We start from the raw sequence: 14352 nt of genomic DNA on the forward strand, positions 1-14352 counted from the left end.
GTGACGTACACGCGGGCACCGCTTCGTATACGCACGGCGACACGTCAGAACCGGCAGATCCGCCACACGTCGTCGATGCGGACGACCTGCCACGTCTCGGTCTGCGTCTCCCCGTCGAGGCCGGTCCGGACGTCGACGGTGGCCCGATCGCCGTCCACGGCGATGTTCTGCGTGGCCTGCAGCTCCACGCGTCCCTCGACGTCCGCGAGCGGTGCTTCCTCGACGGGCAGATCGCTGCACCGCAGCCGGTCGAGGATCGGTCCGTCGTTCTCGTTGTGCGCGGAGACGTAGTCGGTGACGGCGCGGCGCACCATCTCGTCCTCGGTGAGGTCGTCGCCCGCCGGGGAGAAGAGCTGGGCGCCGAAGACGACGAGGACGAGCACCACCAGGACCGCGAGGGCTCCGAGGAAAGGCCCTATGCTGCTACTGGTGGGACCGTCGGGATCCGGGCCGGGATCGGGTTCGGGTTCGGGGGCTCCGCGCTTGGCCATGCGCCCGATCCTAGTGGGCGCGAGGTCGCAGCCCGTCACGACCGCATTTGCCCTAAAAACCCTCTCGAGGTAGGAATTGTCGCATGGCCACCACGCAGCTCGTTCGACGCCTCGCCGTCGACCTGTGTCGTATGGGTGCCCACATGTGTTGTCGCTGAAGCGATTCGCTCGACGGCTCGATTCATCCTCCTTCGCCGTCATCCCCGCGCGACCTGCGCCGAGCCCACTGAGGGCAGCCTTAATTTAAGCTGGATATGTCCGTCCGCACACCGAAGAGGTAGTTGATCCCCTGATGACCGATCAGACTCGTCCCCTTCGCGTCGCGATCGTGGGTGCCGGCCCTGCCGGTATCTACGCCGCCGACGCACTCATGAAGTCCGACACTGCGCAGGATCCCGGGGTCAGCATCGACCTGTTCGAGCGCATGCCGGCGCCGTTCGGTCTGATCCGCTACGGTGTCGCGCCCGACCACCCGCGCATCAAGGGCATCATCACCGCCCTGCACAAGGTGCTCGACAAGCCGCAGATCCGCCTCCTCGGCAATCTCGACTACGGCAGCGACTTCAACCTCGACGACCTGCAGCGTTTCTACGATGCGGTGATCTTCTCGACCGGCGCGAACGCGGACCGCGCGCTGAACATCCCCGGCATCGACCTCGACGGCAGCTACGGCGCCGCCGACTTCGTGTCCTGGTACGACGGTCACCCCGACGTGCCGCGCACCTGGCCGCTCGAGGCGGAGAAGGTCGCCGTCCTCGGTGTCGGCAACGTCGCGCTCGACGTCGCCCGCGTGCTCGCCAAGACCGGCGACGAGCTGCTGCCGACGGAGATTCCGCCGAACGTCTACGAGGGTCTGAAGAACAACAAGGCCGTCGAGGTGCACGTCTTCGGTCGCCGTGGTCCGGCGCAGGCCAAGTTCACGCCGCTCGAGCTGCGCGAACTCGACCACTCCCCGACCATCGAGGTCATCGTCGACCCCGAGGACATCGACTACGACGAGGGCTCCGAGCAGGCACGGCGTAACTCCAAGCAGGTCGACATGGTCGCCAACACCCTGCAGGACTGGGCGATCCGCGATGTGGGCAACCGCCCGCACAAGCTGTTCCTGCACTTCTTCGAGTCCCCGCACGAGATCCTCGGCGAGGACGGCAAGGTCGTCGGTCTGCGCACCGAGCGCACCGAGCTCGACGGCACCGGCAACGTGCGCGGCACCGGCAAGTTCAACGACTGGGAAGTCCAGGCCGTCTACCGTGCGGTCGGCTACCTGTCGCAGAACATCGCCAAGCTGCCCTTCGACGAGCAGGCCGGCACCGTGCCGAACGAGGCCGGACGGGTGCTCGCCGACGAAAGCGCCGAGGGTCCCGACCGGTTCATGCCGTACACCTACGTCACCGGCTGGATCAAGCGCGGCCCGGTGGGCCTGATCGGCCACACCAAGGGCGACGCGAACGAGACCGTCGCGAACCTGCTCGAGGACCGGGCCGCCGGCCGGCTGAACACCCCCGAGGATCCGTCCGAGGACGCGATCGTGAAGTTCCTCGAGGACAAGCAGCTGCCGTACACCACCTGGCAGGGCTGGTACCGCCTCGATGCGCACGAGCGCAGCCTCGGTGAGGCCGAGGGCCGCGAGCGCGTGAAGGTCGTCGAGCGCGAGGACATGTTCCGCGCGAGCGAGCCGCACAAGGCGTGACAGCAGCCTGAACTGCACGAACGAGGAGGGACCCATCCGCGCGGATGGGTCCCTCCTCGCTTTCGGGTCTGCTCGGCTTTCCGGGTGCGCTCAGGTGAACAGGACGGCGCCCAGCCACACCGACGCCGCGACGAGTCCGCCGAACAGTTCGACGAGGATCGACAACGCGACCGCCTTGGTCGCCGCGACCGTCGAGACCCACGCGTCGCGGTGGGTGCGATGCCGCTGCACCTCCGACAGGTACATGCCGAGCAGGAAGCCCAGGAACAGCCCGACGACGGGGACGACGAAGAACCCGACGATGCCGAGCAGACCGGCGAGGATCAACGAGCGGTTCGGCACCCCGGCCTGCTGCAGTCGCTTGCCGGGCCAGGTGTACTTCACGATGCCGGTGACCAGCAGCGCCACCGCCGCGACGCCCAGCACGATCCATGCGGTGGTGCCTCCCGTGAGGAACGCCCATACGGCGATAGCGCCGAAGATCAGCAGGACGCCGGGCAGGACCGGCAGCACGATCCCGAGCAGGCCGACGAGGATCGCCAGCCCGACGAGCAGTTCGCCGCCGGCACTCACGGCGCCACCGGGCGGGTCGAGCGGGCGGAAGACAGCGGAGTACCGGGACGCGGTGGCAGCATGGTGGGACTATATGTGCCACCGGTCCACGCCCCCGGGAGGACGCGATGAGCAGTACCAGGCCTCACAGCAGCCCGAAGAGTGCATCGGACGCCGCAGCCGCCGCGGTGCGCGGCGACGTCCGGTACTTCACGACGCCCGGTGTCGATCCCGCCGAGGCGGTGGAGTGGCAGCGCCGCGACGCGCGGATCGTCCACCACGGCACCGGTCGTGTCGTCTTCGAGCAAACCGATGTGGAGTTTCCTGCCTTCTGGTCGCAGAACGCCACCGACATCGTCACGCAGAAGTACTTCCGCGGGCAGCTCGGACACCCGGATCGTGAGCACTCGTTGCGCGACGTGATCGCGCGCATCGTCGACACGATCACGGCGTGGGGGCACACCGACGGTCATCTCGACGATCCGGAGGCGTTCGCCGCCGAGCTGACCTATCTGCTGATCCACCAGCGGGCCTCGTTCAACAGTCCCGTCTGGTTCAACATCGGGGTGCCGAACACTCCGCAGCAGGCCAGCGCGTGTTTCATTCTGTCGGTCGACGACAGCATCGACTCGATCCTCGAGTGGTACCGGCAGGAAGCGGTGATCTTCAAGGGCGGGTCGGGCGCCGGGGTGAACCTCTCCCGGATCCGCTCGTCGGCCGAACCGCTGACCGGTGGCGGAAGCGCATCGGGGCCGGTCAGCTTCATGCGCGGCGCCGACGCCTCCGCCGGCACCATCAAGTCCGGCGGCAAGACCCGGCGGGCCGCGAAGATGGTGATCCTCGACGTCGACCATCCCGACATCGAGGAGTTCGTCGACTGCAAGGCGATCGAGGAACGCAAGGCGCGGGTGCTCGCCGAGGCCGGTTTCGACATGGGTCTCGACGGCACCGACATCCATTCGGTGCAGTACCAGAACGCGAACAACTCGGTGCGCGTGACCGACGAGTTCATGCACGCGGTGGTGGCCGACGCCGAGTGGCCGCTGCGTACCGTGACGACCGGCGAGACGGTCCGGACTGTCCGCGCGCGAGAGTTGTTGCAGCGCACCGCCGCCGCCACCTGGGAGTGCGCCGACCCGGGCATCCAGTACGACACGACGATCAATGCCTGGCACACCGCCTCCGCGACCGGCCGGATCAACGCGTCGAATCCCTGCTCGGAGTACATGCATCTCGACGATTCGGCCTGCAACCTCGCGAGCCTGAATCTGCTGACCTTCCTGCGCGAGGACGGCACCTTCGACGTCGACGGTTTCCGTCACTCCGTGGCGGTGATGCTCACCGCGCAGGAAATCCTCGTCGGCCGCGCCGACTACCCCACCGAGCGGATCGGTGAGACGTCGCGGCGGTTCCGGCAGCTCGGGCTCGGTTACGCCAACCTCGGTGCGCTGCTCATGGCTTCGGGCCTGCCCTACGACAGCGAGGCCGGACGCGCGACGGCTGCGGCGATCACCGCCCTGATGACCGGTCACGCCTACGCCGTGTCGGCGGACATGGCGAGGCGCCTCGGACCGTTCGACGGTTTCGACGAGAACCGCGCGCCGATGCTCGACGTGCTGGGCAAGCATCGTGGCGCACTCGATGACATCGACGCCGATCTCGCACCGGCCGACGTGCTCGATGCGGCACGACAGGCGTGGGACCGCGCCGTGGCCGACGGCTCTGCCCACGGTGTGCGCAACAGCCAGGTCAGCGTGCTCGCACCGACCGGCACGATCGGGCTCGCGATGGATTGCGACACCACCGGGATCGAACCGGATCTGGCGTTGGTGAAAACCAAGAAGCTCGTCGGCGGCGGCAGCCTCACGATCGTCAATCGCAGTGTGCCGCGCGCACTGTCGCGTCTGGGTTACAGCCCGTCGGAGGTCGCCGATATCGTGGCGCACCTCGATCTGCATCATGATCTCGCCGGTGCGCCGCACGTGCGCGACGAGCACGCACCGGTGTTCGCGACGTCCATGGGCGACAACGTCATCTCGCCGCGCGGCCACGTCGCGATGATGGCCGCGGTGCAGCCCTTCCTCTCGGGTGCGATCTCCAAGACGGTGAACCTGCCCGAGTCCGCGACCGTCGACGACATCGCCGACATGTATGTCGACGCGTGGCGCCTGGGCGTGAAGGCCCTTGCGATCTACCGTGACAACTGCAAACTGGGACAACCGTTGTCGACGGCGTCGCGCCCTGCTGTCGCAGAAGCGGCTCCGTCCACGGCGCCTCGCCGCGAGCGGCTCCCGCGCACCCGCACTTCTCGGACGTTCGAGTTCCGGGTGGCGGACTGCAAGGGCTTCGTCACGATCGGTGAGTACGACGACGGGCGTCCCGGCGAGATGTTCCTGCGCGTGTCCAAACAGGGCTCGACGCTCGCCGGCATCATGGACGCCTTCTCGATGTCGGTCAGTTACGGTCTGCAGTACGGGGTCCCGTTGCGCACCTTCGTCCGGGCCTTCACGAGTACGCGTTTCGAGCCGGCCGGGATCACCGACGATCCGGATCTGCGGATCGCCACGTCGATCCTCGACTACATCTTCCGGCGACTGGCGATCGACTATCTCGAACCCGACGAGCGCGCCGAACTGGGCATCCTCACCGGCGCCGAGCGTTCGGTGCCCGACACCCCCACGCTCACGCCGTACACGAGCACACCACCGGTGCGTGAGCCCGATCCGCCGGCGACCGCGCCGCGGGGCACGCACAGCACGAGCAGCGCGAGCACGTCCTCCCCGGGTGGTCTCGCTGCTCCGTCACCGTCGAATCCGGACGCGCCGTACTGCATGCAGTGCGGAGTGAAGATGCAACGGGCCGGGTCGTGCCACGCCTGCCCGTCCTGTGGGAACACCAGCGGCTGCAGTTGAGGTGATGCGTCCATACTGGCGGGATGGTCCTGGGAGTCGACACCGAACTGACACTGACGGCCGCGGGTGCGGTCTTCCTTCTTGCGCTCGCTCTCGGCGTGTGGAAGTACCGGCAGATGGCGACGTCCGACGACCACCTCGCGCACCCGTACGTCGACATCGCCCACCGATCGGCCCTGATGTATTCCTTCGCGACGCTGCTGGTCGCGGTGTTCGTCGAGCTCAGCGCGTGGCCCACCGCAGTGAACCTCGCCGCGGCCGCGGTGATCGTGGTGTTCTTCGTCGGCGCGATCGCGAGCTATGTCGTGCACGGTGCGCTGCGCGACACCACGAATCAGTTCGCGCATCCGGTGCGCGGGACGGGTCCGGCGATGGCCGCGCTGATCGTCGGTGAGATGGGTGGCTTCGCGGTGCTGTTCGCCGGCTTCCTGTGGGATGCCTTCGCAAGCTGAGGCCGCGTCAGGTGCGGTGTTCGAGCAACGACAGGACGTTGCCGTGCGGGTCGCGGAACCATGCGACCCGCATACCGTCGGGTGCGGTCCACGCGTCGTGGTCGTCCTGATCCATGCCGTTGTACCGGATGAACTCCACGCCGTGCTCGCGCAGTCGTTCGACGGTGCCGTCCAGATCGGATACCCGCCAGCCCAGCACGGTGTAGCCGGTCTCCTCGCGCGACTGCACGAGGGTCACCCGGACCGGTGCGCCGCCGCCTCCGTCGAGGACGAGCGCGAAGGGGTCGCGGGAGAGCTTCCGGAAACGCAGGGTGTCGACGTAGAACATCTCCGAGACGTCGAGGTCGGTGCTCGGGACGAAGCTCACGAGTTGGCCGGTGATCGTCATACGTCCACTGTGCTCCGGAGCGCCCGAGTGCGACAGCGGATTCGGCGGATTCACGCCCCCACCTCGGCGATCCGGCGACTAGGCTCTCGATCATGAGTACTTCGGAGATCGCTACGGTCCTGGCCTGGCACGACGCTGTGAACAGCAACGACATCGACACGCTCGTGCAGTTGTCGAGCGACGACATCGTGCTCCCCACCCCCGACGACGATCCCGACCAAGGACTCGACGAACTGCGCGAGTGGGCGACGACGGCAGGGGTCACGCTGCAACCGGGCCGCCTGTTCGTCCACCACGGAATCGTGGTGGTCGAGGAGACGGTGACCTGGGCGTCCGATCCGGGTCCCCGCGACGAGGCGATCGCCTTCCGGGTGGTCGACGACCAGGTGGTCACCGTCGTCCGCCACGCCGATCTCGGCGAGGCCTTCGAGGCGACCGGACTGAGCGAGGCCGACCTCTACGAGGAGTGATCCACTCCCGACGACCGGAACCCCAGCGACCGGAGCCATATTCTGAACGCTCGCTAAGGTACTCTCCGTTGCGACAGTCCCTACACATCGGAGCGAGGTTCGTCGAGTGTCCGCTGAAGCTGTTGAGAAGAAGGGTCCGCTCGCGGGTGTCCGCGTCGTCGAGTTCAAGGGTCTCGGTCCCGGCCCGCACGCCGCGACCCTGCTCGCCGATCTCGGCGCCGATGTCGTCATCGTGCAGCGCCCCGGCGAGATCCCGCCGGAGGGACAGCGCGATCCGATTCAGCGCAACCGTCGCATCGTCGAGGCCAACCTCAAGGATTCCGCCGACATCGAGAAGGTCCTGACCCTGCTCGAGCGCGCCGACGTCCTCATCGAAGGCTTCCGTCCCGGCGTCACCGAACGACTCGGCCTCGGACCGGACGTGGTCCTCGAGCGCAACCCGCGCATCGTCTACGGCCGCATGACCGGCTGGGGCCAGGAGGGCCCGCTCGCCAACGCCGCCGGCCACGACATCAACTACATCTCCCTCACCGGCGTCCTGCACGCCATCGGCCGCCAGGGCGAGCGTCCGGTGCCGCCGCTGAACATGGTCGGCGACTTCGGTGGCGGTTCGATGTTCCTCGTCTTCGGCATCCTGTCCGCCCTCGTCGAGCGTCAGACCTCCGGCATGGGCCAGGTCGTGGACGCGGCGATGGTCGACGGCGCCCTCGCTCTCTCGCACATGATGTGGGCGTTCCGCGGTCGCGGCGCGTGGTCGGACGAGCGCGGCGTCAACATGCTCGATACCGGCGCCCCGTTCTACGAGGTCTACGAGACCAAGGACGGCAAGTACATGGCCGTCGGTTCCATCGAGCCGCAGTTCTACGCGCTGCTGCTGCAGGGCCTCGAGCTCGATCCGGCCGACCTGCCGCACCAGCTCGACACTTCCCGCTGGGCGGAGATGAAGAAGATCTTCACCGACAAGTTCCTGTCGAAGACCCGCGACGAGTGGACCGAGATCTTCCTCGGTACCGATGCCTGCGTCTCCCCGGTCCTCACCTGGGCCGAGGCGGAGAAGAACGAGCATCTCGTCGCACGCGGGTCGCTGATCGAGATCGACGGCGTCGTGCAGCACGCACCGGCGCCGCGCTTCTCCCGCACCCCCGCCGGTGAGCCGGTCGGTCCGGCGGCCGAGGCCACCGACATCGACACCCTTTGGGTCTGATCCGGCAGCCCGAGCCCGCCGACGCTCCGACGATCGTCCTGGCGCACAGGATCAGACGACGAGCCGCGCCTCGTCGGGTGTGCGCCCGGAGGCGACCTGCTCGTAGGCGGCGGCCATCGCCTCGACGGCGTCGTCGAGGACCTCGACATCCTGCGTGTACGGCAGACGCACGAAATGTTCGAACGCACCCTGCACACCGAAGCGCGGACCGGCGGAGAGCAGCACACCGTGGGACGGCGCGGCGGCAGCCAGCGAGGTCGACACCGGCTCGGGCATCCGCGCCCACAACGACATCCCGCCCTGGCCCGGCGTGTACTCCCAGTCGGGCAACCGCCGGTCCAAGGCTGCGCACAGCGCACGGCGTCGTTCCCTCAACGCGGCGCGGCGACGTTCGAGCAGTTCGTCGACTTCGGAGAGCAGATGCGCGGCCGCGAGCTGTTCCATGACAGGCGTGCCCAGGTCGACCGCGGTCCGTGCCCCGGCCAGCCGGACGATCGTGTCGCGGTCGGCGCGGATCCATCCCACCCGCAGGCCACCCCACAGCGACTTCGCCGTCGAACCCACCGTCACCACCGACGCGCCGGCAGGCATGGCTGCGACGGGAGGCGGCGGCGGGGCGTCGAGCCAGAGATCGACCATCGACTCGTCGACGACGAGCGTGGTTCGCGTGTCGCGCATGATGCGGGCCAGTTCGGCGCGGCCGTCCTCGTCGAGGCACAGGCCAGTGGGGTTGTGGAAGTCGGGGACGAGGAAGGCGGTGCGCGCCGCGGTCTGCCGGACGGCACTGGCGACACCGTCGAGATCCCAGCCGCCGTGCGGGCCGTTCTCCGGGCGCACCGGAACCGGCACCGGGCGCGCGCCGTAGCGGCGGATCGCTTCGAGCGCATTGGGATAGGTGGGGTGGTCGACGACCACCCGGTCGCCGGGGTCGTCGAGCACACCGAGCAGCAGGCGCATCGCGTGCTGCGCCCCGGAGGTGACCATGATCTGGTCGGGCGAGGTGGGCAGTCCACGCTCGCGGTAGCGGCGGGCGATGACCTCGCGCAGCACCGACACCCCTATCGGTTCCATGCCGTGCGAGTCCAGATAGGTCGACATCGACCGCAGCGCCGCGGCATACGCCGCTTCGATCTCCGCTGCCGGCGCGGGCAGCGAGGCGTTGCTCAGATCGATCGCCGGGCCGATCGGCATCCGGGACCCGGTGTTCTCCGCGCCCCGGCGAGCGGGCACGGCGACCGTGCTGCGGGCACCCTGCCGACTGCGCAGATAGCCTTCTTCCCGCAGCGCCGCATAGGCGGACGCGACGGTGGTGCGGCTCACCGACAGCGCCGCGGCGAGTTCCCGCTCGCTGGGCAGGGCGACCCCGAGCGGGACGCGGCCGTCGTGCACGAGCAGGCGGATGCTGTCCGCGAGCGCCCGGTAGGCGGGTCTGGGATCGGGGCGAGCGGAGCGACGGGAATGCGACTGCCCCGAATCCTGCCAGTTCCCGAGGTCGCGGACGAGCGACACGGCTCCGATCGCTCGAGTGATCACCGATCCAGTATGCCCCGCATCGCGCGGGCGGGATCAGGCCGGTGGATCGAGCACCTGACGGAACAGGACCGTCCCTCGCGAGTCGAGCAACTCCACCCGCATCTGCTTCGTCGCGCCGTCGATGAACACCTCCCCGAAGTGCTGATATCCGTCCATCGGCGAGGTGTTCGCCGCCGGGGGCGCGTGCACGAAGACGGCCTCGGGACCGAACGTTCCGTCCAGCTCGTTGGGTCCGAAAGCACCGGCGTTGAGCGGTCCCGAGACGAACTCCCAGAACTCGTCGAAGTCGGTGAACGAGGCGCGGTCCGGCGAATAGTGATGCGCGGCCGTGTAGTGCACGTCGGCGGTCAACCACACGGTGCCGGTGATCCTGCGCGCTTCGACCGCCGACAGGACCCGCGCGATCTCCGATTCCCGGCCCGAGGGAGCGCCGTTGTCCCCGTTCGCGATTCCTTCGAAGGCCGTATCGCCGTCGGGTACGACCAGGCCGATCGGCAGGTCGGCGGCGATGATCTTCCAGGTGGCGGTCGAACGGGTGAGTTCGTCGATGAGCCACTGCGTCTGCGCGCTGCCGAGCACCTGCCCCGCCGCGCCGACGTTGGTGCCGTTGACGTCCTTGTAGGTCCGCATGTCGAGTACGAAGACGTCGAGCAGCGGTCCGTACCGCACGACCCGGTGGATGCGTCCGTCGACGGCCTCCGCCGGATCGAGCGGGAGCCACTCGTGGAAGGCACGGAAAGCCCGTTCCGCCAGGACGTCCACGTTCTTCTCGGTGTACTGCTCGAGATCCAGGATCTCACCCGCGTACCAGTTGTTGACGGTCTCGTGGTCGTCCCACTGCACGATCTGCGCGACGGAGGAGTTGAACCGCCGATAGTTCTCATCCATGAGGTTGTAGGCGTACTGGCCGCGGTACTCGTCGAGGGTCTGCGCCACAGCACTCTTGGCCTCGGTGACGATATTGCGCCAGACCCGGCCGTCCGGCAGCTCGACGGTCTCCTTCAGCGGATTGTCGGCGTACACGACGTCGCCGGAATGCACGAACAGGTGCGGGTCGCGACGGGCCATCGTGTCGAAGATCGTCATCCCACCGATGTCGGGGTTGATACCGAAGCCCTGACCGGCGGTGTCGCCGGACCACTGCAGCCTGATGTCGCCGGGTGCGGTCGGGGCGGTGCGGAACAGACCCGTCACCGGCTCGGACGTGGCGCCGTCCTCGCCTTCGAGGACGACACGGTAGTGCACCTGCTCGCCGGCCGGCAGTCCCGTCAGCCGCAGTCGGCCGGTTCCGTCCGTCTCGGGCGTCAGCAGACCACCCACGTGTCGGACGGGATCGGTGAAGGATTCGGTGGCCGCCGTCTCCACGACGAGCCGCGCCGGTCGATCCGAGCGCGCCCACACGAGCGCCCCGTCGGCCCGCACGTCGCCGGTGGCCACACCGTGGGTGAGGATCGGCCGCTCACGGACGAGGCTCGGCGTTGCAACGGAACTTCCCGACGAGCACGCCACCGCCGGAGCCGCGAGGGCTCCGAGCGCGACGGTGCGCAGCAGGGTTCGACGGGACACGTACATGGTTCTCCCCGGGGTCCGACGGACTGTGCGGGACGAGCGTGCACAGTCCGTGCGAACCGTCGGTGAACATGCAGTGAGGGATCGGCGCCCGTCCGACGACGAATCGGCGCGGGCCGGGAGCTACCCCGTCAGCGGATGACGTCGCGCCGGACGATCGTCTCGTCGCGGCCCGGCCCCACACCGATGCAGGAGATGTAGGCGCCGGAGAGCTCCTCGAGACGCAGCACGTAGTTCTGCGCGTTCTTCGGCAGCTCCTCGAAGGTGCGGGCGTGGGTGATGTCCTCCCACCAGCCCGGCATCTCCTCGTAGATCGGCTTGGCGTGGTGCACGTCGGTCTGCGTCATCGGCATCTCGTCGATACGCACACCGTCGACCTCGTAGCCGACGCAGATCGGCACGGTGTCGAGACCCGACAGCACGTCGAGCTTGGTGAGGAAGTAGTCGGTGATGCCGTTGACGCGGGTCGCGTAGCGGGCGATGACGGCGTCGAACCATCCCGTGCGGCGGGCGCGACCGGTGGTGACACCGACCTCTCCACCCTGCTTGGCGAGGTAGGCGCCGTGGTCGTCGAACAGCTCGGTCGGGAACGGACCCGAGCCGACGCGGGTGGTGTAGGCCTTGAGGATGCCCAGCACCGTCGAGATCTTCGCCGGGCCGATACCCGAACCGACAGCGGCGCCGCCGGCAGTGGGGTTGGACGACGTCACGTACGGATAGGTGCCGTGGTCGACATCGAGCAGCGTGCCCTGCGAACCCTCGAGGAGGATCGTGTCGCCGCGCTCGAGCGCCTTGTTCAGTTCGAGGCGCGTATCGGTGATGCGGTGCTTGAAACCCTCGGCCTGGGTGAGGACCTCGTCGACCACCTGCTGCGGGTCGAGCGCCTTGCGGTTGTAGATCTTGACGAGCACCTGGTTCTTGAATTCCAGTGCGGCCTCGACCTTCTGGGTGAGGATCTTCTCGTCGAGCACGTCGGCGACCCGCACGCCCACGCGGGCGATCTTGTCCTGGTAGCAGGGGCCGATACCGCGTCCGGTGGTGCCGATCTTCTTCTTGCCGAGGAAGCGTTCGGTGACCTTGTCGATGGCCACGTGGTACGGCATGATCAGGTGCGCATCGGCCGAGAGCAGCAGACGGGACGTGTCGACGTCGCGCTTCTCGAGGCCTTCGAGCTCGGTGAGCAGCACACCCGGATCCACCACGACACCGTTGCCGATGACGTTGTTGACGCCGGGCGTCAGGATGCCCGACGGGATCAGGTGCAGGGCGAACTTGTCGCCGTTGGGCAGCACGACCGTGTGACCGGCGTTGTTGCCGCCCTGGTAGCGCACGACCCACTGCAGACGTCCGCCGAGTAGATCGGTAGCTTTGCCCTTGCCCTCGTCGCCCCACTGGGCTCCGATCAGGACGATTGCCGGCATGTCGCGCTCTCCTCAGGCAGGTGTCTACGTGCGGGCGGTCTCGCCTGCAGGGTCCTGCCCAACCGGGCAGCAGCCGGGACCACAGTGTAGTCCACCCTCCGACGAGCGCGAATGACGGGACTGCAGAAGCGCCGGAGCTGCGGCGCGCGGTGGCGGGTCGCCGCCGCCCTCCCATTACAGTGGACGCAGCCGAGAGCCCGACGAACCCGACCCCTCGAGGAGACCCGTTGACCCCGGTAGTGCTCAGATGCGGTGACGTGCCATTGCCGTTGGCGCTGACCCCCGTGACCGCACTGTCTGCGCCTGCCCTCCCCGAGAAGGACGACTTCGAGGACGTCTTCGCGCATCTCGAGTCAGTAGAGGACCCTCGTCTGATCGTCGTAGGCAACGACGCGGCGTTCGCCGCGACCGTCACCCGGCTGATGCGCACCGAACGCCTCGACCTGGAGGTCGCGTACGTCCCGGAGACACGAACCCCGGCCACGGAGGCGTACGGGTTGCGGACGGGGTCGAAGGCCGCCACCGTCGCCCTGCAGGGGGTCGCGAAGCCGTTGCCGCTCATCCGCGACGACGCCGGTATCGCCCTCGTCGGCCGTGCGCTGCTGTGCGGTGAGAACGGCGATGCGCTCGTCGGGGAGGCCTACGTCGATGACACCCGCCTGTTCTCCGGCACGGTGCCCGGCATCCGCGTCGAACCCACACCCGCGATGCCCGGTCTGCGGGCCGCGATCGACCGGCCGCGCTGGTTCGGCGGCTACAAGTGGCTGACGGGCCGGGCCATGCAGTTGGGTTCCCCCGCCGCAGTCGTCACCCGCGACGGGGTCGCGAACCCCCGGGCTCTCAAGCGGTCGACCTTCTACCGGCACGACAAGAAGTGGAAGCTCGTCCGCTGAAACCCATCTTCAGCCGACGTTGACCCCTGTCGGCTCAGCCGACGTTGACCCCTGTCGGCTCAGCCGACGTTGACGCCGTAGTCCCGTGCGATGCCCGCCAGACCGGAGGCGTAGCCCTGGCCGATGGCGCGGAACTTCCACTCGCCACCGTGGCGGTACAGCTCACCGAAGACCATCGCGGTCTCGGTGGACGCATCCTCGGTGAGGTCGTAGCGGGCGAGTTCCCGGCCGTCGGCGCGGTCGACGACGCGGATGAACGCGTTGCGCACCTGACCGAACGACTGGCCCCGCGCGTCGGCGTCGTGGATCGACACCGGGAAGACGATCGACTTGACCTCCGCGGGAACGGCGACGAGGTCGACGTTCACGCTCTCGTCGTCGCCCTCGCCCTCACCGGTGAGGTTGTCGCCGGTGTGCTCGACGGAGCCGTCCGGCGAACGCAGGTTGTTGTAGAAGACGAAATGCTGGTCGGACAGGACCTTGCCGTTCTCGCTCGTCAGCAGTGCACTGGCGTCGAGATCGAAGTCCGCGCCGGTCGTCGCGCGCACGTCCCAGCCGAGACCCACCGTCACCGCCGTCAGGTTCGGAGCTTCCTTCGACAGCGAAACGTTGCCGCCCTTGGCCAAGCTCACACCCATACCGAATCCTCTCGCTCGATGATCGTTGCCTACCGCCACCCTAGTGAAGACCGGACGAGTCGGGCAGGACGTGTGAAGGCCGTCCCGCGGGGGTAGCCGCAGGGCACCGGACGATGGCCGGGGACGGCGTTCCCGGCCT

13 protein-coding genes are annotated in these 14352 nt (G+C 68.2%); 6 read left to right on the plus strand and 7 right to left on the minus strand.

Features of this window, described 5'->3' with window-relative positions; translation table 11 throughout:
- Positions 1-44: 44 nt before the first annotated feature.
- Positions 45-491, minus strand: coding sequence for a membrane protein (locus tag QR64_RS13400; protein ID WP_039585496.1), 447 nt, complete (start codon positions 489-491; stop codon positions 45-47).
- Positions 492-783: 292 nt separating this feature from the next.
- On the opposite strand from QR64_RS13400, the gene QR64_RS13405 reads away from it, so the two are divergent.
- A complete protein-coding gene (locus tag QR64_RS13405) occupies positions 784-2181 on the plus strand; it encodes an FAD-dependent oxidoreductase (RefSeq protein WP_039585497.1) in 1398 nt (465 codons plus the stop codon).
- 90 nt (positions 2182-2271) lie between these two features.
- Here QR64_RS13405 and QR64_RS13410 read toward each other — a convergent pair whose 3' ends face one another.
- The gene (locus tag QR64_RS13410; protein ID WP_006552932.1) at positions 2272-2754 is read right to left on the minus strand and encodes a DUF456 domain-containing protein; all 483 of its coding nucleotides are present in this window, start codon (positions 2752-2754) and stop codon (positions 2272-2274) included.
- Between the two features lie 107 nt (positions 2755-2861).
- Here QR64_RS13410 and QR64_RS13415 point away from each other — a divergent pair, with 107 nt between their 5' ends.
- Both QR64_RS13415 and QR64_RS13420 read left to right on the plus strand, forming a co-directional pair.
- A complete protein-coding gene (locus tag QR64_RS13415; protein WP_006552933.1) occupies positions 2862-5645 on the plus strand; it encodes a vitamin B12-dependent ribonucleotide reductase in 2784 nt (927 codons plus the stop codon).
- 23 nt (positions 5646-5668) lie between these two features.
- Positions 5669-6097: a hypothetical protein gene (locus tag QR64_RS13420; RefSeq protein WP_019291086.1), complete on the plus strand. Its 429-nt coding sequence runs from the start codon at positions 5669-5671 to the stop codon at positions 6095-6097.
- Positions 6098-6104: 7 nt separating this feature from the next.
- On the opposite strand, the gene QR64_RS13425 is transcribed toward QR64_RS13420, so the two are convergent.
- Complete coding sequence (locus QR64_RS13425) at positions 6105-6485, minus strand: VOC family protein (RefSeq protein ID WP_006552935.1); 381 nt, start codon at positions 6483-6485, stop codon at positions 6105-6107.
- Between the two features lie 92 nt (positions 6486-6577).
- Between QR64_RS13425 and QR64_RS13430 the strand changes: the two genes are divergently transcribed.
- Complete coding sequence (locus QR64_RS13430; RefSeq protein WP_037217988.1) at positions 6578-6955, plus strand: nuclear transport factor 2 family protein; 378 nt, start codon at positions 6578-6580, stop codon at positions 6953-6955.
- A gap of 106 nt (positions 6956-7061) precedes the next feature.
- Positions 7062-8159 carry a CaiB/BaiF CoA transferase family protein gene (locus QR64_RS13435; protein WP_039585498.1) on the plus strand — a complete coding sequence of 366 codons (1098 nt, stop codon included), beginning with the start codon at positions 7062-7064 and terminating at the stop codon, positions 8157-8159.
- A gap of 51 nt (positions 8160-8210) precedes the next feature.
- Here the strand turns inward: QR64_RS13435 and QR64_RS13440 are convergent, their stop codons facing one another.
- The 3 genes from QR64_RS13440 to QR64_RS13450 form a co-directional block, all read right to left on the minus strand.
- A complete protein-coding gene (locus QR64_RS13440; RefSeq protein WP_024101847.1) occupies positions 8211-9692 on the minus strand; it encodes a PLP-dependent aminotransferase family protein in 1482 nt (493 codons plus the stop codon).
- Between the two features lie 33 nt (positions 9693-9725).
- The gene (locus QR64_RS13445; protein ID WP_039585500.1) at positions 9726-11264 is read right to left on the minus strand and encodes an alkaline phosphatase D family protein; all 1539 of its coding nucleotides are present in this window, start codon (positions 11262-11264) and stop codon (positions 9726-9728) included.
- Between the two features lie 128 nt (positions 11265-11392).
- On the minus strand, positions 11393-12682 hold the full coding sequence (locus QR64_RS13450; RefSeq protein ID WP_006552940.1) for an adenylosuccinate synthase: 1290 nt from the start codon (positions 12680-12682) through the stop codon (positions 11393-11395).
- A gap of 239 nt (positions 12683-12921) precedes the next feature.
- Between QR64_RS13450 and QR64_RS13455 the strand changes: the two genes are divergently transcribed.
- Positions 12922-13575 (plus strand): hypothetical protein, encoded by a 654-nt coding sequence (locus QR64_RS13455; RefSeq protein ID WP_033096194.1) that lies wholly within the window; start codon positions 12922-12924, stop codon positions 13573-13575.
- 59 nt (positions 13576-13634) lie between these two features.
- Here QR64_RS13455 and QR64_RS13460 read toward each other — a convergent pair whose 3' ends face one another.
- Positions 13635-14213 (minus strand): TerD family protein, encoded by a 579-nt coding sequence (locus tag QR64_RS13460; RefSeq protein WP_006552942.1) that lies wholly within the window; start codon positions 14211-14213, stop codon positions 13635-13637.
- Positions 14214-14352: the final 139 nt, after the last annotated feature.

Source organism: Rhodococcus sp. Chr-9, assembly GCF_000801125.1.
GTDB lineage: Bacteria > Actinomycetota > Actinomycetes > Mycobacteriales > Mycobacteriaceae > Rhodococcus > Rhodococcus pyridinivorans.

What these genes read in the sequence shown, in the direction of transcription:
- QR64_RS13445 (WP_039585500.1), bottom strand. Translation starts at nt 11,264, where the DNA reads ATGTACGTGTCCCGTCGAACCCTGCTGCGCACCGTCGCGCTCGGAGCC.
- QR64_RS13450 (WP_006552940.1), bottom strand. Translation starts at nt 12,682, where the DNA reads ATGCCGGCAATCGTCCTGATCGGAGCCCAGTGGGGCGACGAGGGCAAG.
- QR64_RS13400 (WP_039585496.1), bottom strand. Translation starts at nt 491, where the DNA reads ATGGCCAAGCGCGGAGCCCCCGAACCCGAACCCGATCCCGGCCCGGAT.
- QR64_RS13425 (WP_006552935.1), bottom strand. Translation starts at nt 6,485, where the DNA reads ATGACGATCACCGGCCAACTCGTGAGCTTCGTCCCGAGCACCGACCTC.
- QR64_RS13460 (WP_006552942.1), bottom strand. Translation starts at nt 14,213, where the DNA reads ATGGGTGTGAGCTTGGCCAAGGGCGGCAACGTTTCGCTGTCGAAGGAA.
- QR64_RS13405 (WP_039585497.1), top strand. Translation starts at nt 784, where the DNA reads ATGACCGATCAGACTCGTCCCCTTCGCGTCGCGATCGTGGGTGCCGGC.
- QR64_RS13415 (WP_006552933.1), top strand. Translation starts at nt 2,862, where the DNA reads ATGAGCAGTACCAGGCCTCACAGCAGCCCGAAGAGTGCATCGGACGCC.
- QR64_RS13430 (WP_037217988.1), top strand. Translation starts at nt 6,578, where the DNA reads ATGAGTACTTCGGAGATCGCTACGGTCCTGGCCTGGCACGACGCTGTG.
- QR64_RS13420 (WP_019291086.1), top strand. Translation starts at nt 5,669, where the DNA reads ATGGTCCTGGGAGTCGACACCGAACTGACACTGACGGCCGCGGGTGCG.